The sequence below is a fragment of the Marinigracilibium pacificum genome (genome assembly GCF_012926615.1).
Taxonomy (GTDB): Bacteria; Bacteroidota; Bacteroidia; order Cytophagales; family Cyclobacteriaceae; genus Mangrovivirga; species Mangrovivirga pacifica.
This window is the reverse complement of sequence record NZ_JABBNU010000002.1, coordinates 188514-211293: the sequence shown is the minus strand read 5'-3', so window position 1 is coordinate 211293 and position 22780 is coordinate 188514. Positions and strand designations below refer to the sequence as shown.

The following is a 22780-nucleotide window of genomic DNA, read 5'->3' as shown; positions in this document are numbered from 1 at the left end:
GTTTAGTATAGTGTTTTTTTAGACCAATATTCCGATTACAACTCTGGTGCCCAAAGCGTTTCCATCATTATCCTTAAGATCTTCCAAGTAAAAAGAAATATTTTTATTCTCATTAATAAGTCTTAGTCTCTCTTCAGTTAATTTTAAACCCATAGATTGGTGCTTGGGGAAATTTTTGCTTTTTAGGGCTTTAGCTGCCTCTCGGCCTATTCCGTTATCTTCAATAGTAAAATATAAAACATCACCTTTCTCTTCGACTGCAATTATCAGCTTTCCCTTATCAATTTTATTATACAAACCATGTAAAATTGCATTTTCAACATAAGGCTGGATTAGCAGGGAAGGTATTTCAATTGAATCTGTATCCAGTTTGGAATCAATGACAAATTCAAAATCAAACTGATTTTCGAATCGAAGCATTTCAAGATTCACATAGTTCTTCAACATTTGAATTTCATCCGAAAGACTAATCTTATTATCTACCGAATGTGTAAGAATACTTCTGATCAACTTAGAAAAAGTAGATAAATAATTTATTGCATTTAAGCGATCATTCTTACCTATAAAATATTGAATAGAATTCAAAACATTAAATATAAAATGCGGACTCATAACAGACCTCAATGCTGTTAATTTTAACTCACCGATTTTCTTATTTGCTTCTGCTAATTGCTGTTCACGACGAATACGTTCACTAATATCTATTATACTACCCCTAACCAATCTTCTATCCTGAGAAGGTAATTTTACCAGGATAACTTCACAAGGAATTTCTTTCCCCTTAGAATCCACGAAGACCCAATTAAATGATTGCCTTCCAATCTCGTATGCATTTTCATAATAGGATAAAAGTTTTGAATTTGAGTCATCACTTGTAGCCTGAAAATTCGAACTTAAATCAACAGGACTCATTGTAAGAAGCTCTTCTCTTGAATAAACAAACATTTCCTCCGCACTCTTGCTTACTTCAACAAAAACCTTCTTTTCCAAATCATACATCACCAAGGCTTCGGGTGCTTGTTCTACCAGCGTTCGATACTTTAATTCACTTTCTATAAGAGCTCTTTGAGCCTGTACACTAAATGTAATATCTCTGGCAATAACAACAGCTCCCTTTTCATCTACATCTCCAACTTCTAAAGGATAAATCGAAAGTGTAATTATTTTATTTTCACCATTAACATGTATTGGCTTTTCAATATTTTCTATTGCTTGATCTTCATTTAAAGTTGTTTTGACTAATTGATCTATATCTAAATCAAACTCATTAAAAATTTTACTTAAATGATTACTGTTTGCATCCTTCCTTTTAATTCCAAAGATTCTATAAGCCCCCCTATTCCAACTATTTATTACACCTCGAGATGAAATCGATATAATTGCCTCATCAATTGACCCAACCACCGATTTAAACAATTGCTGCTCAGATTCATGTAATTTACGATCGGTAATATCAATTAAAGTCCCAATTATAGAATCACTGCCTTGATATACTATTTTGCTTCCAAAAACTTCAACCCAAACTATACTTCCATTCTTATGAATTCCTTTGATTTCATATCTCATAGAGTCTACTTCTCCCTCTAGACGTGAGGCCATATTTTGAATAACTTCGGTTTTACTATCAGGATGGACAATACTATCTATATAATTTATTTCAGTTAGTTCTTCAGTGGAATACCCAAGTATAGTAGCAAAGGCCTGATTAACATAAACAAATTTACCATCCTTAACTATATAGACTCCAACCATAGACTTTTCTACCAAAGTCCGGAATTTGGTCTCTGCCTCAATTAATTCTAATTCTGCATATTTCCTATCAGTAATATCTTCAACCTGAGAAACAAAGTGCAGAGGTTTATCATCTTCAGTTTTTATTAATGAAACAGTAACATTTACCCAAACTATAGCTCCTGTTTTATGAATCAGCCTTTTCTCGACTTTATAATAATCCTTGTTCCCTTCCAATGAAGATTCAAAATTTTCCAGGTCAAATCCCCTATCTTCTTTAAATATTATATCAATGAAATTAAGCTGAAGGACCTCAGCTTTTGTGTACCCGGTAATTTCACTAAACTTGACATTTACATCAAAATAATTTCCTTCAAGGTCGAACATGGCCATCCCCAGAGCAGAAGATTCAAATGAAGTTCTAAAAAGAGATTCACTTTGTCTTAATTGTTCTTCTGCAAGACGAAGTTTGGTAACATCCCTAATTACAACCATATGCAGATTTTCGCCATGACCTTTAATATTTACCTCAACAATTTTTTCCTCACCAGATTGTGTTTCCACAATACCCTGAAGCTCATAAATTTCGTTTGTATTAAGCTTTTTAAGCTCAACAATGAATGGATCAATAAACTCAATTAATTCACTGGTTTTTTTCAATAAAATTAAACTTCTCTTTGATTCAATCAGGTCACAAAAACTTTGATTTGCATCCAGTATGATTCCTTCTGAATTAATAAGGAGAATTGAATAATATGCTTGCTCAAATAAGTTTTTATACTTTTGATTACTTGACTTCAACAGTAACTCAGACTCTTTTGCTTTAGTTACATCATGACAAATTCCACGAAAACCATAAACACCATCCTCTTCTAAAAAAGCTGATGAAATAAAACTTACCCACTTTTTATATCCGAATGAAGTTTCAATCAATACTGTAGTCTCATAACTTTTTTCATATGGATTAGAAATCAGCAATTCATTAATTTTTTGAAGTTTAAGGCTATTTTCATTTCCAACTAATTCTTTCAGATTAATTTCATTGGCAGGTAAGTCTGGATTAAGCCCGAAAATATCATACATTTCATCTGACCAAAAGGTAAATACACCTTCCTTGTTCAATTCCCAGCTTCCGATATTTGCAACTCGCTGAGATTCATTAAGCATATATTCCCTGTTTTTAACTTCTGTAAGTGACTTTTGCAATTTTTGGTTTACAATAGCCAGATCTTTTTTCGCTTGATCAGCAATCACTTTATTTTTAACCTCCAATTCACTTATCAGCTTAAGGTTATATTTATCTCCACTTTGAATAATATATTTTAGAGATATGCATATTCCACTAACAAATAAATAAGAAAAGACGGCTAATTTAGAAACCGAATGATAAGCTATATCTGCACTAGCCGGATGAGTCATTGAAACATCAAAAAATTCAAATATCTCATCCATAAACATTAACACTAACAAATAGGGAATGACACTTATTATTAGTTTATATGGAGGATTAATTCTGAAAAGAAAATATGGAATACAACCAAATGCTACTATAAAAAACCGACTTCCAGTAAATAATGAATCCGGAATTACTTCAAGGGTTTTCATAAAACTCACCATTTGAAGTAGAAAAAGAAGAGGTGGCGTCCAGGAAATGAAAAATTTAGCGAGAGTATAGTTTCTAAGATAATTTAAAGCGTAGGGAACACACAGAACCCCAATGGTAATTATCGTATTATACGAAACAGTGATACCATAATTTAGGGGATTTGATATCAAAAATAATATCGATATTAAAATAAGAGCAGTAGATACATTATTAGATACGGCTATTGATCTTTTATCAACATATTCCAGACCATCGACAATACCGATTTCTGATAATCGCTTAAGCCATTTTAACAGCATATAATTAAACTACATATTATACCCATTAAAAGGAATTATTTACTTAAATAATTGTATATGCCATCACTAATCTCTTCTAAAGGTAAAATTTTTTCAACGGCATCATTTTCAATTGCTCTTAAAGGCATTCCAAAAACTACAGATGTTTTTTCATCTTGAGCAATTGTATATGCACCTTTTTGCTTCATATTCAAAAGCCCGGTAGCCCCATCATCGCCCATTCCTGTTAATATCACTCCAACTGCATGCTTGCCTATAACATTTGCCACTGAATCAAATAACACATTAACGGAAGGCCTGTGTCTGTTTACCAGCTCGCCTGTCGAGATATTAATTAACAGTTTATTACTTGATTTAACTAAAGACATATGGTGACCTCCTTTTGCTATATAAGCCACACCAGACTTAACCTGTTCGTTATGCTTTGCTTCTTTAACAACAATGGAACAGCTTTGATCTAACCTACTGGCAAAACTAGCGGTGAATTTTTCAGGCATATGTTGAACAATCAATATAGGAGGACAGTTTACTGGCATTTTCAAAAGAACCTGCTTTATAGCCTCTGTACCGCCGGTTGATGCCCCAATTGCTATGACAGTTTGATTCGAATACTCCTTATTTAATACCCTTTGCGATGTGTCTGGAATATAATTTTTTAGTCCTGTAGCAAAACGTCCTTTTTTTCCTGCAAAATATGCTGCTTTGACACGGTCTACCAATTCAACCTTTGCTTCTATTAATTGATCAGCAGTTGAAATTTTAGGCTTTGCCATTATTGTTGTTGCGCCATATTCAAGAGCCTTAAGTGCTATTTCTGCTCCCTTATTAGTTTGGTTGGATATCACAACTACTGGCATTGGAGCTTGCTTCATCAGCTTTCTCAAGAAAGTTAGCCCATCCATTTTTGGCATTACCAGATCAAGAGTAATAACATCAGGAGTATTCTTTTGAATCTTTTGAACTGCGATATACGGATCACTAGCAGTTGCTACTACTTCAATCTGTGGATCACTTTCAAGAATGGCCTTAAATGATTGCCTAACCAAAGCCGAATCATCAACAATTAACACCTTAATCATGGCTACAATTTTTGGTAAATAGTCGGACGAATACTTTTAATAGGAAGAGATGCTCCAATAGCTGTTTCTGAATGTCCTAAAAATAAAAATCCCCCCGGGTTTAGCTTTTCAAGAAGTCTTGACAACACCTTCCGTTGTGTTTCTGCATTAAAATATATTATGACGTTCCTGCAAAAAATAACATCAAAAGTACCTTTAAGATTATAAGAGGCACGATTAAGGTTTAATACTCCCAGTTTTATCTTGTTTTTGATTTCCTGATTAGAAAACTTATAAACCGTTGAATCCCCGGAATTAATTTCTTTAAAATAACTCTCTAAAAAATAAGGTGGCAGGTCGGTGATTTCGTTTTGCTTATATATTCCTTGTGAAGCTTTCTTTAAAGACAACAATGAAATATCTGTCCCTAATATCTGAAAATCAAACCTTGGGTTATCTTTTTTATACTCATTCAACAAAATTGACAGAGTATAAACTTCCTCACCAGTTGAGCACCCTGCACTCCAAACTTTCAATAATTTCTTATTTAATTTATCATTAACTGACAACTGTTCTTTAAGAAAATCAAATTGATATTCTTCCCTAAAAAAGGAAGTTTTATGTGTAGTTACCAAATCAAGAAAAAAAGTGTATTCATCCTTATCTTTATTGAAAATATAATCCAGATACTCACCAAATGAATCAATCTTTAAATTATTAAGTCTTTTAATTAATCTGGATTGAAACATTGTCCTTTTTTCCTGCTTAAAATACAACCCATACTTATTTTGTAAATAAGCTGAAATCTTATCAAACTGCTCTTGACTAATATCTCTTGAATTAGTTACCTCCATTCTTTTTGATTAATAGATTTTGAAACATTCAGGTTAACAAATTGACTTGAAACCAGACTGGTTATATTTATTTTTACTTTGGTATACTTCTTTTCCTCACTTTCCAATGTAATAGCGGCTCCGATTCGTTCGAGTGCAAGCTTGCTTATAAACAACCCCAAACCATTCCCAAGTGAATCCGGGCTTCCTACAAAGAAAAGATCAAATATTCTATTTAAATGAGTCTTGGAAATTCCGGGACCATTATCATAAATAATAAGAAAACAATTCCCTTGCTCAAATTCAGCGCCTATTAATACCCTGCCTGAATAATTTACTGATTTGGAATAAAATACAGCATTATCAATAAGTGGCTTTAAAGCCTGTTTAAAAATAAAAGGATCAGTATTCAAGACAAGATTCTCTTCAATGTTTATTTCAAAGTCACTTCTTTTGTAGTACTCACAAATAAAATTATCCATGCAAACTGCAAGCTTAAAGGTTACTTTGGAAAGTTCATGAGACTTTAATTCACCAATATGAGCTACCTGCTGATTCACATAATAAAGCTTCCTAAGGTTTTCTTTAATTAAAATGACATATTCATTACTTGCAACATCAGGATACTCCATTTCCAGCAGTTTCAATAACCCTTCCATTGTTGTTAAAGGAGACCTTAATCGATGTGCAGTCTGATAAAAATATCTATGAAGCTCTGTCTGAGCATCTTTAAACCTAATCTTTTCCTTTGAAAGACTTTTAGTTAATTCCTTATTTGCTGTAACAGACTTTAAATGTTCTTTACTAATATTTAATTGGGTAAATATTCTAGCTATCAGCTCGACTTCATTAAATGGCTTTAATATATAATCCGAAGCACCTGCTTTTAAACCTATTTCCAGCTTTCTTGCATCTGATGTTAGTAAAAGAATTGGTCTTAACTTATACTTTTCAGACCTTTTGAGACATGCGCAAATATCAATACCACTGATATCAGGAAGATGCACATCCAAAATAATCAAATCATACTGTTTTTTATTTGCTACCTCAATTCCTTCCTTTCCTGTTGCACAATAATCAATTTCACATCCGCGTTCAGACAATGTTTTACTAATTGCCGTATAAATGGCGCGCATATCATCAACCAACAATATCTGATGCAGCATCGTGTTTTAGTTTTTAAGTTTTAATGCATTTAGTATTAGCGCAGTACTGCCATCTCCCAAAATTGATGCTCCCGAGAAGCAATCAATTGATTGTAGCAACTCATTAAGAGGTTTGTAAACGGTTTGATATTGCCCCTCAATCTTATCAACAATCAGGGCGATCTTGCTATCATTTTTATTTACAACAACAACAATTTCTTTTTCCGGGAATTCATTATGACCAAAAAATTCTCTTAAAGAAACAAATGGAATTAGTTGCCCTTCATAATTAAGCTGCCTGCTCTTTTTGCTAAATAAATCACTGTGATAGACTTCATAACAATGTTCGATTTCATTTATCGGAATTAGGTATTTTTGACTCGCCACCTTTACAACCAGAGTATCAAGTATTGTTAATGTAAGGGGAAGTCTCAGAGTTATAATTGTACCTAAACCATCTTCGGTGCTGATATCAATCTCTCCCCGCAGAGCATTAATCTCTTTTCTGACAACATCCATTCCAACACCTCTTCCACTCACTTTAGTGATTTCATCAGCTGTGGAAAATCCCGGTGACATCATGATGTTAATCAGATCCTTTTCTGAATACTTTTGTGATGGATTCAACAATCCTTTTTCTATGCCTTTCTTCTTGATTTTGTTAAAATCAATTCCATTTCCATCATCTTGGATTTGAATGAAAACATGATCGCCACTGTTGTATGAATATAGTTTCAACAAGCCCTTTTTTGGCTTATTCCTGATCTCTCTTTCTTCAGGAGATTCGATACCGTGATCCAATGAGTTTCGAATAATATGCATCAAAGGAGCTTCTAATGCATTTATTATACTTCGATCTAACTCGGTAACTAATCCTTCAGTAATAAATTCAACCTCCTTGTTAAGCTCTTTTGAGGTTGAACGAATTAGTCGTTGAAGTTTAACGTTTAAAATATTAATCGGAACCAGCCTTATATTAAATGCTGAGTCTCTTAATCTCAAAGTCAAATACTCCAGCTTTTCTACCGCTTCTACAATTCTATTATCCTGCTGATCTTGAAGTAAGTGAGCCATCTCAGATCGAAATGTCACCAATTCACTAACTATATTGATTAACCCGTCTAGCTTATTTGTTGCTACGTTTACATGATAGTTCTTTTTAGAATTTTTAGAACTACTTTTTATTGCGACATCATCAGTATCAGCACTGGCGCTTACCTCAGCAACTACATCTTTAACATTCGGAGTGATTTCAACCTTTTCTTGAACTGCAAAATCAAAACCCAATTCCTTAAAAATAGAAATCCTTTGATTTATTTCATCTTGGCTTAATTCGATTTCAGAGGAGTATTCTGTGGTTTGAAAATCCTCTTCAGTAATTAAGGGAAGAACCTTATAATCATTGGCACTCAACAATAAAAATGCATCATCGATAGCTTCAGTTCCATTTCCTGAAACAGCCAAAATCTCAAACCATGAAACAATATTTTTTTCTTCTAACTGTTTTTGAAGTGGAATTACTTCATTATGGATAATCAAATGATGAGCATCGATTTCATAAAGGTCTTCCAGAATACCGCTAATATTAATTCCCCTTTTTAACAGATTATTAGTTGGTCGGAAAAATACCGAGAAAGCCTGCTGTTTTTTGGAAACTTTTATATTTGAGGCAGGTTTATTTTCAGTGTCATTAATTGAACCACCACGATAATTAATAACAGTTTCGATTAATTGTTCAGCACCACCATTTCCTGAATCTCCATTTAAAAGATCGTATAAAATGTCGATCGCATGTAGTGTCAGATCTAATATGGTTTCATCCAATAACCGAACGCCATCCCTGACATCCGAATAAATAAATTCAAGCTCATGGGTCAGCTTCTCCATCATAGTAAAATCAAACATCCCGGCACTTCCCTTTACTGTATGTAGATAGCGATATACATTATCTACTTCTTCAGGGTTGTCAGGATTTTTATCCAATTCCATAATGGATTTTTCGAGATTTTTTAAGATCTCTTTAACTTCCTCGATATATTCCTGTTTAAAATCCATTCTATCTCAAGGCTTTTTTAACAATTTTCAAGAATTCATCAGTTTGAAAAGGCTTTTTAATCCAAGCTGTAATATTTTCGTTAAGAGCAATCTTTAATTTATCTTCATTAACCTCTGTTGTTAGTAATAAAATAGGCATGTAAGCATACTTATTATTTGCTCTAACCTGCTGAATCAATTCACCCCCTGTCATTTCTGGCATATTAAAATCAGTAATCAGCATATCAATATTGCGACCATCGAATAATGATGCGGCTTCTTTACCATTAGCAGCTTCCATTACTGTATGACCTTCTTTAGAAAGAACACTGCATATTATCTTTCTTGATACATTAAAATCTTCGGCAACAACTATATTTTTCATAACTCCCTAATTAAGCGGCGAAATCAATCTCATTTCTAAAAAGTTTCGATACACCAATGATCATATAAAACTTATCATCGGTTTTATACATTCCATCCAGTGTATCAGTATCAAACCCCATATTATCTAATGGGGGTGCTGAAAGATCCTTTTCATCTATTGGAATAACATCAAGGATTTCATCAATCAAAACACCAATCTCAATGATTTCGTCATCTCTGCTTATTTCAAGGATGATAACCTTTGTCTCTGGCTTGATATCGGTACTCCCTAGTTCTATCTTTTGTGCAAGGTCTACTATTGGTATCACCCTACCTTCCAGATTAATAGCACCAACAACAAAGGTTGGTGCTTTTGGGATCTTAATCATTTGTTCCAGGTTAACAACTCTATTTACATGCTCTACATTCAACCCAAAAAGTTCTTTCTGGGTTGCGAACAACAACAAATGCATATTACTTTCCATGGCTAGTCGGCTTACCGTTTTTACCTGTATCCTCAGCATTACCAAATATTGAGTCATCATCTGAGTCATCATCAATATCGAAATTCTCCAACTGAATTCCGTCTTGATCATCATCACTTGTCAGATCAAGATTTATCGACACCCCTTTTTTAACTATTGACTTTTCTATTTGATCTTCTTCCTCACCTTCTCCATTATCAAATGAGTTAACCTGTTCCTCCTGCTCTCCTAGTATGGATCTTAAAAGCTCAATCTGATGGATGATTTGAGACTTGTTTGACTTAACTTCTTCAGTCTTATTAAGCTTAAAAAATGAAACTGTCTTCATTAATTGCTCTGCCTGAGTATTGAAATTATTTGAAGCAGATGATAGTTCCTCTGAACTTGATGCATTCTGCTGGGTTACCTGATTAAGCTGAGACAATGCCACGTTTATCTGCTCAGCACCAGAACGTTGCTCAGCACTTGATGAACTTATCTCTCTTACTAAATCAAAGGACTTTAATACATCAGGAGATAAATTTTCGAGTAACTCACTGGATACCTTCGCCTCTTTTATACAAGCTTTTGAAAGTTCAATAATACTTTCAGCCGACAATTGACTTCTTTCTGCTAGCTTTCTAACCTCACTTGCTACAACTGCAAAACCTTTGCCATGCTCTCCGGCTCTGGCTGCTTCTACAGCTGCGTTAATTGCAAGCAAATTAGTCTTATCAGCAATTTCATTGATAACATTAATCTTCTCGGTAATCTCTTTTATGGAGTTAAATGTAGATTCAGTAGCTCCTTTAACACTTTCCATTTTCTCAGCAGCCTCCTTAGTGATATTTTCTGCCTGAAAAGCATTTTCAGCATTCTGGTTAATATTACTTACCATCTGCTCAACTGAAGTCGAAATCTCTTCAAGAGAACTTGCTTGCTGAGTTGCTCCTTCTGCAACTACTAATGAACTCTTACTAATTTCTGATGAACCTAATCTAATTTCATCAGCACCCTGGGTAATATTATTTACAATCTCAGTAAGCTTACTGATCATGTTTTTTAATGCGTTATCAAGCTCTCCATCTTTAAGTTTAGTAGCAGCCTCAGATTTTGCACTATAAAGTTTGCCCTTCGCCACAAGGTTAGCAACATCAATACTATCCTTCAGACTATCGATCATTTCATTAACCGAATGTTGAGTATCTGCTAATTCATCCTTTGTTGTTATCACCAATTTTTCAGGAATAATACCTTCACCAAGCTTCACAGCTGCTTCCCGGATGCGTAACACATTATTAGTAAGGCTCTTTGAAAAAACCATTGCAAGCAACATTCCAATCACTAACTGTACAATAAATACGATAATAAAAGTAACTATTGTATTAAATGTAATAGCATCCGTTTGCTCGTCTACCTTGTCTAATAAAGATGCAACAGCAGGTTCTATTTGGTGAATATTTCCACGCATAACCCCCATTAACCCGCTCTTTTCATCAAGCCCGATCTCTTTCTCAATATTTACAAGTTCATGGAACTTAGACTCATAAATATCCAGCTTCCCTTTTAATCCTCTGTTGAAAGCAGAATTACCTAACTCATTCTTGAAAGCTGCTATTTCCTCATCAAATTCTGTGACATACTTCAAGTCCTTTCGTAGCATATAATCCTTTTCCTTACGTCTCAAAGTAAGTAATCGAACCATATTAATATTTCCCTCAGACTCTTCTACCGAGTGAATAGCTTCACGTAAAGCACCTTCATTTCCGTAATTTTTAAACCCTCGGGTGATATATGCATCTTTAATCTTATTGAAAGTATCATGATAGCCATTAATATTACCAGATAACTCTTTTAATTGATCTTCTATTTCAAGCTCTTCAGACCAATCACTATTCAATAAAACATTAATAATAGAATCCTGAACTAAAGTCAGCTTATCTATCGTCGTGATATACTTACTTTCATGAGTTTTCATGAAATCAGTGCTTACAATTTCTCGCATAAGAAAGTCTTTTTCTGCTTTACGCATTTTTAGAACATTCTCATTAATTGTCATAAACTGCTCCTTAACCTCTCTTATTTCCAAAATCTTATTGATTGAGATATATCCCCATCCAGCAAGGAAACTTGATAATAAGAGAACTGTACCAAAAGCAACTAACAGCTTACTTTTGATATTCTTAAATTGAACTACATTCAAATTCATCTTCTTAAATTAAATGGTCAGGTATTAAAGAGTAAGCTCAAACTGAAATCTATACTGCAGCAAATCAGATTTACTCTCTTCTTTTATGTATGAAAAATCTGTCTGTACTTTTAACTTATGCCCCACTATATACTTTGACAGACCTACCGTATATTGTTGATTTTTATTCTTTTGGGTTTCTTCATTTGGATTAACTTCAGTGTAGCGTCCGGCTATTTCAAAGTTATTTTTAAACAGGTATCCCATTTGAGCATTGAAGCCATTGCCAACATAAAAAGCCTCCATTACATCTCCATTTTCTTCCATAACTACTGGAGAGTTCACAGCTTCTTTTTTAGCATATTCTATCATTGACGAGAATCCTTTATACTTCAAATGTGCATCTAGAAAAACTGTCTTTAAGTCTCTTTTTTGTGAAAGGAAGGCCCCGGTCTGACCCTTTTCTCTTGTTGCTCCATCATTATAATCGTAGGTAAAACCTAGCATTAGTTTTGGACTATCCTCACGCTTCAAATCCGCTCCAAAATAATCTCCCTTACCAGAAAAATTCCCGAATGGCAACCATTCAACACGGGTAGTATAATCGTATCCTCCAACATTAGACACTGTCATATTTCGCCCTTCACCAGATGATATTGCTGTTTTAACACGCAAATAATCATTTTGATATCGTAGTTGAACACCTGCATCACGATCAATGTTAAACTTTGAGTTCAAGTTACTACGGTCTACTAATTGTAATGCTCCGGAAGAAATTACACGTTCGATATTTCCAGGAAGTTTAGTTTGACCTGCCCAAATCTCAAGATTTTTAGTGAGCTTATATTTCACAACAGCATCCAATACAATATTTGCTGTATTACCACTTTGAGGTATACCTCCTGAGCGAATATCTCTGTTTGATAAAGCAAGCTCAAACTTATAAGTTAGTCTTGGGTTATATACAAACCCTTTAAACTTTAATCGAGCTCTTCTGATTAAGAATTGATCAGAATATGTGTTTTGATCTCTATTTTGAACACCTACGTATAAACTTTGAAACCTTGCTTCGAAATTCAATGCAAATGATGAATCGTTAGCAACGATATTATGGCCTTTCCCATAAGTATCTTTATTTAGTTTCTGGCTAAAAATTTTCGGACATGCCGCGCCAATCAATAATAGACTAAAAAATAATTTCCTCAAATTCATAATGAACCACTTTTTGCTTCTTTACCCGAAGTTCACAATTCATTAACTTGATATATAACTCCAGTTAGTAAGTGGCAGTACAAAATGAGTAGGTGGGAAAACCTTTTTAAATTGAAATGAATATTAATAGAAAAAAAGGAAAGCTTTAACGATTTATTAACATTGAGATTTTATCATAAATACCCAAGCTTACGTATAAATCCCTCTTTTTTACGTTTAGAAACATTTAGGATAGTGCCATCATTCATTACAACATGACCTCCTTCACCCCTTACATATTTTTGAATAAAATTAAGGTTCACTAAATGGGTATGGTGAATACGAAAAAAGTTGTGATCCCCAAGCATGTTTTCGTACTCTTTCAAGGTTTTGCTCACAAGAAAGTTCTTACCTTCAATTGTATAGATTTTGGTATAATTACTTGATGCTTCACAATATAAAATATCACTAATTTCTATAAAAATCAGTCCATCGTTACATGGTAAGGCAATCTTATTAAGTTTCGTTGAATGGTGCTTAAGGTTTTGAAGCAATATTTCAAGACGTTTATCAACATCCTTATTTTGTTTAGCTTTTACCTTAGTTATGGCATTTTGTAGATCTTGAACATCTATTGGTTTAAGCAGATAATCCAATGCACAAAATTGAAATGCTTTTATTGCGTAATCTGAATAGGCAGTTGTAAAAATGATTTCAAAATTAATTTCCTTAAAAGAGGCTAGTAAATCAAAACCAGTTTCTCTCTGCATTTGAATATCCAGAAATACAATATCCGGATCATGTAGTTCAATTGCTTCAATTCCTTCTTTAACATTTTGACATAGAGAGACAACTTCTACTCCTTCACAGAAATCTGTAAGCAAAATCTGGAGACTTTCTCTGCTCCGTGATTCATCATCAACTATTATACTTGATAGCATCTAAACCGGATATATTATAATTTATTAAAAAAAATCAACAACCGTATCAAACAATCATTTATAAACAATCATTTGACTAAAAATAATTACCTGAATTTTTCTAAAACGAGAGAGTTGAAAATTAGTTATCCGGAATAAAAAAAAGACCGGCGGTTGCCGGTCTCTATGAACATTTATGTGTTCGCTTGCTTAATTACTATTTTCAATTATTTATCTTCTTTGCTAAGATCAACCGCAACTGGAGTTGCAACGAAAACTGATGAGTAAGTACCTACCAGAATTCCAATAAATAAAGCAAAGCTAAATCCTCTTAATACTTCACCACCAAATACTAATAACACAATTACTACCAATAAAGTAGTCATTGAAGTCATTAAAGTACGGCTTAACGTATCGTTGATAGCCAAATTAACATTAGTAGTTAAATCTTTTGATGATTTCATTCCTAATGACTCACGGATTCTGTCAAAAACAACCACAGTATCGTTTATTGAATAACCGATAATCGTCAAAATTGCAGCAACGAATACCTGATCAATTTCAAATTTAAATCCGAATAACCCAGCAATTGCAAATGCAGAAAGTACCATCAATGTATCGTGGAACAATGCTACAACAGCACCAGCTGAGAATTGCCATCTTCTAAATCTTACAAGAATATAAAGGAAGATTAATACTAAAGATAGAATTGCAGATTCCCACGAAGTATTTTTAATATCCTCAGCTATTGAAGACGCAACTTTACTTGAAGACATGATAGTGAAAGACTCTCCATCTACCTGCTGTGCATTTTCTTTATAAGTTAATCCGGTGATTTCCGAGATTCCATCAATAAGTGTTTTTTCAACTTTTTGATCTGCCTCAAGAGACTCATCATCGATCATATAAGAAGTAGTAACCTTAACAACATTGTTAGCATCGTAAAGCTTAACTTCTGTTGAGTTACCTTCAAACTTACCCATTAATTCAGTCTTAAGTTCTGATGGAGTTGCCGGTTGCTCAAAAGCGACTACATAAGAACGTCCACCAGTGAAATCAACACCGTAGTTTAATCCATTTGTAAATACAACACCAAGTCCAATCACAATTACAACTGCAGAAATGATATATGCAGTCTTTCTCTTTCCTAAGAAATCAATGCTAAAGTTTGTAAACAAATTCTTAGAGAACGGAGTACTGAAAGTCATACTCTTCTCATTGTGCTTGTTAGCAATCTTCTCGATAATTACTCTTGAAATAAATACAGCTGAGAAGAATGATGAAATAATACCAATGATTAGGGTAATAGCAAATCCTTTTACAGGACCTGTTCCAATTACATAAAGAACAACACCAATGATAAATGTAGTTACGTTAGCATCAACAATTGAGCTCCATGCTTTACTGTATCCATTGTCAATTGCTTTTAATAATGGAACTCCATTTCTAAGTTCTTCTCTAATACGCTCAAAGATAAGTACGTTTGCATCAATCGCCATACCAATAGTAAGTACGATACCAGCAATACCAGGAAGAGTCAACGCAGCATTAAGCTGTGCCAGAATACCAATTACAAAGAATATGTTAAATATCAATGCCAGGTTAGCCACAAGACCACCTTTAGCATAATACATTACAACAAATACAAGTACCAGACCTAAACCTACGAAAATTGAGATCAATCCTTGGTTCTGAGCTTTCTTACCAAGAGTTGGTCCGATGATAGCTTCTTCAACAATTTTTACCGGAGCAGGAAGTGCACCAGCCTTAAGCATATTTGCAAGGTCAGCAGCCTCTTCAATCTGGAAATTACCAGAAATACTAGACTGACCACCAGAAATCTCCTGAGTTACATTTGGAGCAGAAAGTACAAAACCATCAAGAACAATAGCAATTCTTCTGTTGACATTGTTTCCTGTCATTTCTCTCCAGATTCTAGCTCCTTCAGGGTTCATTGACATACTAACTGCAGGTGCCTGACGCTCATTTAGAGTTTGAGTTGCATTTTCAATTGCCTCACCTGTAAGTTTAGGCATTTTTCTTCTACCTAATTGTAGTGCAATTAACTCTAACTGCTTGCTTCCATCTTCGAATTCAGCAATTTCTGTACTCCATGCGAATTGAACATCACCAGGGAAAGCAATTTTAACTTCTGGTTTTCTTAATACTGCGTTTACTTTTGAAGTGTCTTCAATTTCAACATACATATATGCTCTGTTTCTGTTTCTTGAATCAGGAACAATAGTAAGCAATTCTGCAAGTGGAGAAGTTGCGCTCTGAGAAAGTGAATCAGTTGAATCTTCAGACGCTAATTCCTCTTCTAATGAAGAAACAGTTGAATCGTCTTCAGTAGCATTTTCTACAGCAGTAGAATCAGCAGAAGACTCAGTTAAAGCAGCTAGATCTTCAGTTTCTTCTTTAACTTCTCCTTTATCTTTTTGCTCAGCTCTTAAAACCTGATCAACAACATTGAATCCTTGTGAAATTTCACCGAATTCATATACTTCCCAAAACTCTAATTTGGCAACACCAGAAACAATGTTTCTTACTCTTTCCTTGTTTTGAACACCAGGAAGCTCTATTTGAATTCTCTCAGTACCAGCAACTCTCTGAATGTTTGGTTGAGTAGTTCCAAATCTGTCAAGACGTTTCTTAAGAATTTCTTCCGCTCTAACGATTGCATCACTAACTTCTTTGTCGATTGCTTCAATTACCTGTTCGTCTGTAGAGTTAAAGTCAATGTTTCTATCTTTATTTGAAACAGAAGCAAAGATATCCGCTAGTTTAGTATTTGGATTATCTTCTTTAAAGGCTTCATAGAATGCATTTACGAAGTTATCGCCAGTCTCTTTTTGTATTTTACCAGCTTTTTCAATTGCAATGTTAACAGCAGGCTCTTCCGGGTCAACTGCCATTGACTTGATAATTTCAACCGGGCTTATTGCCAATGTTACGTGCATACCACCCTGAAGGTCAAGTCCAAGGTTTAGTGTATAATCCTGTACTTCTCTATAAGTGTATTTTTTAACACCTAAATTGTACACTGTTTCGTCTGCTATTGAATCTAGGTAACGATCCTGCTTAGCAAAATCTACTGTCCCATCAGCTCTGGATGCAAATTCCTGAGCATGTTTCTTAACCTGAGTACTTACTACTGTGAAAGACAAATAGTAAACACATAGCAGGGATATCAATACCGTTAAGAAGATTATAAATCCCTTATTACGCATAATCTTATGAGTTTATAAAATTTAAAAATTGAGTTTAATAAAATTAATTGAATTGAAACGGATATGAATTTATCCGCTTGAAGATCGAAGTGTTCTTAGGGTGCGTTAGGCGAAATTATTCTGTTGAATAATATTTTAAAGTATAATTCGCCGTAATTCTCTGTAATAGAGATTACAGGTTTCCAGTCAATATTCTCGAATACAAATGAAAATGTATCCTGTTTAATAAAAATTTGAGGAAGAGAAACTGAAATATGGCCAGGTAAGGCCTGAGATTCGTATATGAATGTTTGATGAGTATCCTGATCATTCTCACCTTCATCAGAATTATCCTGATGCTCTGAAATTAATTCTTTTCTTACTTCAATTGTTGTCGGAACAACATACTGAACCATCTTCCCTGACAATACTGTCAGACTTAGAAAGACCGAAAAAAGAATAATCGGCAAATTTTTAATATGGTTACTCCTCACATTCACGCCCCGCAAAATTACCCTAATTAATTAATTCTTCAAGAAAAGTTTTTATTTATTTACTTCTTCGAAACGATTCACATCTTTTTCCTTTCCTAACAGAATAATAATGTCTGTTTCGTAAATAACCGTTTCTTTCTTTGGTACTCCAATGATATGTTCTACCTTAACCTTCTCTCCATTACGCTCTTCTTCGTATACTCTTTTGATTGTAATAAGGTTAAGATTGAATTTTTCACGTAGTCCGAGATTACCAACAGACTCGTTAACAATCCTTGCCGGAGCTTTTAATTCTACTATCTCATAATCATCAGGAAGAGAAAGATAACTTTGCCAGTTAGGGTGCAATAATGTTTCAGCAACTGTTCGACCAACAGTTTCTTCAGGAGAAAGTATCTCATTTACTCCCATTTTTTCAAGAATCATGTGCTGTTGTTTGTTTGCAGCCCTGGCAATAAGACGATTAACATTTAACTCCAATAATAATACTGTAGTCAATAACAATCCTTCAAAATTCTCACCAATAGCAACCACAACGGCATCCATTTCCTGAACATTCTGAGCTTTAAGGGCTTTAATATCCGTTGAATCTAGAGACACTGCATAAGCAACTTCATCCTTGATATTCTCTACTTTATCCAGATCTATATCAATAGCCATTACTTCAGCACCTCTGCCCGCCAATGTACGTGCAATACTGGTTCCGAACTGACCGAGTCCGATAACTGCAAATTTATTAGCCATTTATCTTATTCTTTATAAAAGATGTGATAACCTCAAGAGCACTATCAAAATGAGTAATATTAGGTATGATCAGGTCAGCGTCAGATTTATAGGGAGCTATGTATTTCTCATAGGTTGGCCCTACGTGATTCTCAAACCTATAAAGAACATCATCCAAATCATATCCTCTTTCTTCATTATCTCTAATGATTCGTCTTTTCAACATCAGGTGCTCTTTGGTATCAATAAAAAGTTTCAGGTCCATTTTAGATGCAACTTCAGTAAAATGAAATACAAAAATCCCCTCAACTACTATTACTGGGGCTGGTTTGAATTTTAATATTTCAGGTGTAACTGCATCATTATTAAAAGTATATTCTTCTTTTTCAACTAGCTCTCCTTTAAGCAGTTTACCAATATCCTCAGCAAACATATGATGATCGATTGATTCAGGAAGATCAAAATTTGTTACTCCTGATTCATCCACAGGTTGTTCATTTCGAGGTCGATAATAATTATCTTGTGAAATCAAACAAACTTGCTCTTCAGTAAAATTCTCCAGCAAACTATTTAAAAATCTGGTTTTGCCCGATCCACTACCTCCGGTAATACCTATGATAAAGGGTTTTCGCATAAGAAACGCTATTGCTTACTATCTAATTTAGAACTATTTATTCTCCGGCGCAAAAGTAATACAACCGTTTTGCATAGGAAAGTATTAAATAACCTAAATAGATTTCAAATAGTCAACTAACTTATTTACAGCTCTGCCTCTGTGAGAAATTTCATTCTTTTCACTTGCTGTCATCTCAGCAAATGTAACACCTTTGTTTTCAGGAACAAATACCGGATCATATCCAAACCCCTCCTCACCACTCTCTTGTTGGGTAATCACCCCTTCTACTACACCTTCAAATTGCTTGACTTCTCCTTCTAAGATTAGTGTAATTACTGTCCTGAATCGAGCACTCCTATTTGCACTGTCACCTAATTCATTAAGTAACTTTTTAATATTATCCTTGTCGTTTTTTTGTTCTCCGGCATATCGTGCAGAATACACACCAGGTGCACCATTTAAAGCTTCAACTTCAAGACCAGTATCATCAGCAAATACCGGAACACCAGCAATTTCATATACTTGCTCAGCCTTTTGTTTTGAATTAGCTTCAAGTGTGTCATAATCCTCCCTCAATTCAAAATCAACACCAGCTTCATCTAAAGTTATCAAGTGATACTTATCTCCTAAAAGAGCCTGAACCTCTTTTACCTTATTGTGGTTATTGGTCGCAAAACAAATCTTCATCATAATAAAAAAACCCCGCATAAGCGGGGTATTTAATTAAATTTCATTTATTGAACTTGCCTTACTTTAATAAAGTAATACAAGTTTGTATTACCGGGTATATCTTTTACAGGATTTTCTCCATAGCCTAAATCAGAAGGTATAAAAATATGTGCTTCATCACCTTGTCTTAACTTCTCTATCCCTTCATCAAAACCCTGAATAACACTAGCAGCATAGGCAGTATAAACAAACACTCGCTCATCTCCTGTTGTGTTATCTCTTGACTGAGAAATAAGTTGTCCGGTTTCAAGATTATAAAGCTCATAATACACTGCAACCCTAGAACCAGGCTCTACTTCAGGACCCGTACCATCTATATCCGTATAATATCTAACGCCACTGTACGTAGTATCATAATCAGTAACACCCTTTTGCTCCAAATAAGCTTCAATATCGACAACATCTGCGTCTATTGAATCACGATTGTTATCTGCAAAGCGCTTATATTCCTCTGCTCTAATTTCAAGAGCTTCCTCAAAGCTAACTGAATCAACATTTAGCCCACAAGAAAACATAATCAGTGATACAAAAAATAAATTTAAAATTACCTTATTCATTTTCAGGATTTATATCTAACAACTCAACATCAAATACCAGTACAGAATTAGCAGGGATACCTGGAGTTCCTCTTTCGCCATAAGCTAAAGTTGAAGGAATAATAAATGTGTATTTTGATCCAACTGTCATCAACTGAACACCTTCAGTCCACCCTGGAATAACTCTGTTTAAAGGGAACGTAATTGGCTCTCCTCTATCAAGTGAACTATCAAATTTAGTGCCATCTAATAATCTTCCTTCATAATGAACTTTTACCGCATCAGTAGCTGTTGGAGAATCTCCCTCACCTTCTTGATTTACAATGTAGTGAATTCCTGACTCTGTAGACTGAACATTCTCTAAGCCTTCAGAAGCAATGTATTCCTTGATCACTTCCAGATCCTTTGCTTTTTGCTTTTCTTTTAATTTAGAACTAAGCTCAGTCATATAATTCATTCTTTCTTCAGGATTTAAGATATCAATCAACCCTAAAGAAATTTTCATTGTAGTTGTTGAATCAATAGATGGAGGTAATCCAGGTCCGCCTTTGTAAAAGTCAGTAGCAGGGATTTCTGCATAAATACTATCGTTTACAGCTAACAACTGAAATATCTCAACAATAGTACCTTTTTCTCTTTCTCCTAAAGTAGGCATTACAGGATAATCAGCAGGTCTTCCGGATTCATCAGAATTATAAATAACAGAATCATCAGCAGATAATTTCACGTTCATAATAAAAAAACTTCCAGAATCAGCTGCAGCTTTAGTTTCTTCACCTAAAGCTTGATATTTAAATCCAGATTCAGTCATTTTTTCTCCAGAATCACAAGCAGCAAATGCAGCTAGTGAAGCGACCATTAAAAAATATTTTCTCATAGTGGTTCTTAATTAGTATGTAGTTTAATTTTTTCTTTTTTATTTTCTCTTAACAAATTCAAGAATTTATCAACAGTTTCTTCTAAAGGTAAATCACTTTTCCCTCCTGCGGCATTTTTGTGACCACCTCCATCAAAATGTTCTGAAGCTATTTCGTTTACCGCAATCTCAGTTACACTTCTGAAGGAAATTTTCACCCCCTCCTCTCTTTCAGTAAACATTGCTGCAATCTTCACTCCTTCAATACCTAAAGCATAATTAACTATACCTTCAGTATCTCCTGTTTTCGAATTAAAGCGAGTTAAATCTTCAGCCGAAATTGCAAAATAAGCAGTTTCAAGATCAGGAACAATAGTTAAATTTTCATAAAGAGCCCAACCAAGAAATTTCATCCTCTCAGGACTGTTGTTATCATACACCAGCCTGGAAACTCTATTAATATCAGCTCCATATCCGATTAGCTCACCTACAACCTCATGCACATGCTTGGTTGTGTTACTATGACGGAATGAACCCGTATCTGTCATGATTCCGGCGTATAATGCTTCTGCAATATCAACATCGATTAAGTCTACTTCATCCATGTCAACAAGTAAATCATACACTAACTCTGCTGTTGCAGCAGCTCCAGTGTCCCAAAATTCATAATCTGCAAAGTGTTGTGGATTTTGATGATGATCAATCAATACTTTTTCAGCATCAGCTTTCTCTACCAATTCACCTAGTCCGTTAATTCTACTTAAACATGAGAAATCAAGACAAAAGATCAAATCAGCATCTGAAACTTTTTCAGTGATCTTACCCATTATACCTGAGTCTTTCTCATCATAAATCAACACTTCATCATTTCCCTTCATCCAATGTAAAAAACCAGGGTAATCAGATGGCGTAATCACCTGAACTTCATGCCCTCGTTTTTTTAGGTATCCGGCTAGCCCTAAAGAAGATCCTAACGCATCAGCATCAGGTTTGTGATGTGTTGTTATCACGATTCTTTGGGGATTTTCCAATTTCTTTTTTAAAGCCTGGGTATATTCCATTAATATTTAAAAATCCAACTTACACAGCTGGCTCTTTGTTAACGTGCAAAAGTGTAAATAAATAAACAGATATCAAACTATGATGCGATTTAGACAATGCACATGTAATTAATCACTTGTTATTATATAATTTTTTAACGAAATAATATAAATCTGGATTGTGTTATACATTTAACAATTAAATAACCTTTATGTAGGAATATCATTAGGTTGATTGAAAGGGAGTTGCTAATTTTGCGCCTCAATCATTAATAACAAATTAAATTAAACATGGCAGGAAACAGAACGTTTACCATGATCAAGCCTGACGCGGTAGGTGCAGGTAATGTTGGAGCTATTATAAAAATGATCCAGGAAGCAGGTTTCACTATCAAGGCAATGAAAATGACTAAGATGAGTGCTGAGCGTGCTGGTCAGTTTTATGAAGTTCACAAGGAGCGTCCATTTTACAATGACCTTTGTGCTTACATGTCATCTGGAGCAATTGTTCCAATGATCCTGGAAAAAGATAATGCTGTTGAAGATTTCAGAACTTTAATTGGTGCTACAAACCCAAAAGAAGCTGCTGAAGGAACAATTAGAGCTTTATTTGCTGAATCAATCGAAGCTAATGCTATCCACGGTTCAGATTCTGACGAAAATGCTCAAATCGAAGGTGCATTCTTCTTCGCAAGAACAGAACAATTTTAATCTGAAAGCAGATTTAAATATAAAAAGCTAT

At 34.4% G+C, this 22780-nt stretch carries 19 protein-coding genes; 1 reads left to right on the top strand and 18 read right to left on the bottom strand.

Features of this window, described 5'->3' with window-relative positions; translation table 11 throughout:
• Positions 1 to 18 precede the first annotated feature (18 nt).
• From HH304_RS03435 to HH304_RS03350, 18 genes are all read right to left on the bottom strand, one after another.
• Positions 19 to 3636: a PAS domain S-box protein gene (locus HH304_RS03435; RefSeq protein ID WP_169678060.1), complete on the bottom strand. Its 3618-nt coding sequence runs from the start codon at positions 3634 to 3636 to the stop codon at positions 19 to 21.
• Positions 3637 to 3671: 35 nt separating this feature from the next.
• Entirely contained in the window at positions 3672 to 4715 is a 1044-nt protein-coding gene (locus HH304_RS03430; RefSeq protein WP_271711482.1) for a protein-glutamate methylesterase/protein-glutamine glutaminase, read from the bottom strand.
• A 2-nt stretch (positions 4716 to 4717) separates the two neighbouring features.
• Positions 4718 to 5548: a CheR family methyltransferase gene (locus HH304_RS03425; RefSeq protein WP_169678059.1), complete on the bottom strand. Its 831-nt coding sequence runs from the start codon at positions 5546 to 5548 to the stop codon at positions 4718 to 4720.
• Positions 5539 to 6693 (bottom strand): ATP-binding response regulator, encoded by a 1155-nt coding sequence (locus HH304_RS03420; protein ID WP_169678058.1) that lies wholly within the window; start codon positions 6691 to 6693, stop codon positions 5539 to 5541. Before HH304_RS03420 ends, HH304_RS03425 begins: the two co-directional genes overlap by 10 nt.
• 6 nt (positions 6694 to 6699) lie before the next feature.
• Positions 6700 to 8727: a chemotaxis protein CheA gene (locus HH304_RS03415; protein ID WP_169678057.1), complete on the bottom strand. Its 2028-nt coding sequence runs from the start codon at positions 8725 to 8727 to the stop codon at positions 6700 to 6702.
• A 1-nt stretch (position 8728) separates the two neighbouring features.
• On the bottom strand, positions 8729 to 9091 hold the full coding sequence (locus HH304_RS03410; protein WP_169678056.1) for a response regulator: 363 nt from the start codon (positions 9089 to 9091) through the stop codon (positions 8729 to 8731).
• A 10-nt stretch (positions 9092 to 9101) separates the two neighbouring features.
• On the bottom strand, positions 9102 to 9557 hold the full coding sequence (locus HH304_RS03405; RefSeq protein WP_169678055.1) for a chemotaxis protein CheW: 456 nt from the start codon (positions 9555 to 9557) through the stop codon (positions 9102 to 9104).
• Positions 9547 to 11745, bottom strand: coding sequence for a methyl-accepting chemotaxis protein (locus tag HH304_RS03400; protein ID WP_169678054.1), 2199 nt, complete (start codon positions 11743 to 11745; stop codon positions 9547 to 9549). Before HH304_RS03400 ends, HH304_RS03405 begins: the two co-directional genes overlap by 11 nt.
• A 24-nt stretch (positions 11746 to 11769) precedes the next feature.
• Positions 11770 to 12936 carry a porin gene (locus HH304_RS03395; RefSeq protein ID WP_169678053.1) on the bottom strand — a complete coding sequence of 389 codons (1167 nt, stop codon included), beginning with the start codon at positions 12934 to 12936 and terminating at the stop codon, positions 11770 to 11772.
• A gap of 173 nt (positions 12937 to 13109) precedes the next feature.
• Positions 13110 to 13856 carry a LytR/AlgR family response regulator transcription factor gene (locus HH304_RS03390; protein ID WP_169678052.1) on the bottom strand — a complete coding sequence of 249 codons (747 nt, stop codon included), beginning with the start codon at positions 13854 to 13856 and terminating at the stop codon, positions 13110 to 13112.
• 206 nt (positions 13857 to 14062) lie between these two features.
• Entirely contained in the window at positions 14063 to 17065 is a 3003-nt protein-coding gene (gene secDF / locus HH304_RS03385; protein WP_169678051.1) for a protein translocase subunit SecDF, read from the bottom strand.
• A 95-nt stretch (positions 17066 to 17160) separates the two neighbouring features.
• Positions 17161 to 17514 carry a hypothetical protein gene (locus HH304_RS03380; protein ID WP_169678050.1) on the bottom strand — a complete coding sequence of 118 codons (354 nt, stop codon included), beginning with the start codon at positions 17512 to 17514 and terminating at the stop codon, positions 17161 to 17163.
• A 75-nt stretch (positions 17515 to 17589) separates the two neighbouring features.
• On the bottom strand, positions 17590 to 18282 hold the full coding sequence (locus tag HH304_RS03375) for a potassium channel family protein (RefSeq protein ID WP_169678049.1): 693 nt from the start codon (positions 18280 to 18282) through the stop codon (positions 17590 to 17592).
• On the bottom strand, positions 18275 to 18895 hold the full coding sequence (gene udk / locus HH304_RS03370; RefSeq protein WP_169678048.1) for a uridine kinase: 621 nt from the start codon (positions 18893 to 18895) through the stop codon (positions 18275 to 18277). The genes HH304_RS03375 and udk overlap by 8 nt, the downstream gene beginning before the upstream one ends.
• 93 nt (positions 18896 to 18988) lie before the next feature.
• Complete coding sequence (rdgB, locus tag HH304_RS03365) at positions 18989 to 19567, bottom strand: RdgB/HAM1 family non-canonical purine NTP pyrophosphatase (protein WP_333908734.1); 579 nt, start codon at positions 19565 to 19567, stop codon at positions 18989 to 18991.
• Positions 19568 to 19611: 44 nt separating this feature from the next.
• Complete coding sequence (locus HH304_RS03360) at positions 19612 to 20163, bottom strand: FKBP-type peptidyl-prolyl cis-trans isomerase (RefSeq protein ID WP_169678047.1); 552 nt, start codon at positions 20161 to 20163, stop codon at positions 19612 to 19614.
• Positions 20156 to 21019, bottom strand: coding sequence for an FKBP-type peptidyl-prolyl cis-trans isomerase (locus HH304_RS03355; RefSeq protein ID WP_271711481.1), 864 nt, complete (start codon positions 21017 to 21019; stop codon positions 20156 to 20158). Before HH304_RS03355 ends, HH304_RS03360 begins: the two co-directional genes overlap by 8 nt.
• Positions 21020 to 21027: 8 nt before the next feature.
• On the bottom strand, positions 21028 to 22008 hold the full coding sequence (locus HH304_RS03350; protein WP_333908733.1) for a DHH family phosphoesterase: 981 nt from the start codon (positions 22006 to 22008) through the stop codon (positions 21028 to 21030).
• A 321-nt stretch (positions 22009 to 22329) separates the two neighbouring features.
• Between HH304_RS03350 and HH304_RS03345 the strand changes: the two genes are divergently transcribed.
• Entirely contained in the window at positions 22330 to 22749 is a 420-nt protein-coding gene (locus tag HH304_RS03345) for a nucleoside-diphosphate kinase (protein ID WP_169678045.1), read from the top strand.
• Positions 22750 to 22780 lie beyond the last annotated feature (31 nt).

Bases quoted from the DNA above. Each gene is read 5' to 3' on its own strand.
- secDF (WP_169678051.1), bottom strand. From the start codon at position 17,065: ATGCGTAATAAGGGATTTATAATCTTCTTAACGGTATTGATATCCCTG.
- HH304_RS03405 (WP_169678055.1), bottom strand. From the start codon at position 9,557: ATGGAAAGTAATATGCATTTGTTGTTGTTCGCAACCCAGAAAGAACTT.
- rdgB (WP_333908734.1), bottom strand. From the start codon at position 19,567: ATGATGAAGATTTGTTTTGCGACCAATAACCACAATAAGGTAAAAGAG.
- HH304_RS03410 (WP_169678056.1), bottom strand. From the start codon at position 9,091: ATGAAAAATATAGTTGTTGCCGAAGATTTTAATGTATCAAGAAAGATA.
- HH304_RS03355 (WP_271711481.1), bottom strand. From the start codon at position 21,019: ATGAGAAAATATTTTTTAATGGTCGCTTCACTAGCTGCATTTGCTGCT.
- HH304_RS03415 (WP_169678057.1), bottom strand. From the start codon at position 8,727: ATGGATTTTAAACAGGAATATATCGAGGAAGTTAAAGAGATCTTAAAA.
- udk (WP_169678048.1), bottom strand. From the start codon at position 18,895: ATGCGAAAACCCTTTATCATAGGTATTACCGGAGGTAGTGGATCGGGC.
- HH304_RS03400 (WP_169678054.1), bottom strand. From the start codon at position 11,745: ATGAATTTGAATGTAGTTCAATTTAAGAATATCAAAAGTAAGCTGTTA.
- HH304_RS03425 (WP_169678059.1), bottom strand. From the start codon at position 5,548: ATGGAGGTAACTAATTCAAGAGATATTAGTCAAGAGCAGTTTGATAAG.
- HH304_RS03395 (WP_169678053.1), bottom strand. From the start codon at position 12,936: ATGAATTTGAGGAAATTATTTTTTAGTCTATTATTGATTGGCGCGGCA.
- HH304_RS03375 (WP_169678049.1), bottom strand. From the start codon at position 18,282: ATGGCTAATAAATTTGCAGTTATCGGACTCGGTCAGTTCGGAACCAGT.
- HH304_RS03360 (WP_169678047.1), bottom strand. From the start codon at position 20,163: ATGAATAAGGTAATTTTAAATTTATTTTTTGTATCACTGATTATGTTT.
- HH304_RS03345 (WP_169678045.1), top strand. From the start codon at position 22,330: ATGGCAGGAAACAGAACGTTTACCATGATCAAGCCTGACGCGGTAGGT.
- HH304_RS03435 (WP_169678060.1), bottom strand. From the start codon at position 3,636: ATGCTGTTAAAATGGCTTAAGCGATTATCAGAAATCGGTATTGTCGAT.
- HH304_RS03420 (WP_169678058.1), bottom strand. From the start codon at position 6,693: ATGCTGCATCAGATATTGTTGGTTGATGATATGCGCGCCATTTATACG.
- HH304_RS03390 (WP_169678052.1), bottom strand. From the start codon at position 13,856: ATGCTATCAAGTATAATAGTTGATGATGAATCACGGAGCAGAGAAAGT.
- HH304_RS03430 (WP_271711482.1), bottom strand. From the start codon at position 4,715: ATGATTAAGGTGTTAATTGTTGATGATTCGGCTTTGGTTAGGCAATCA.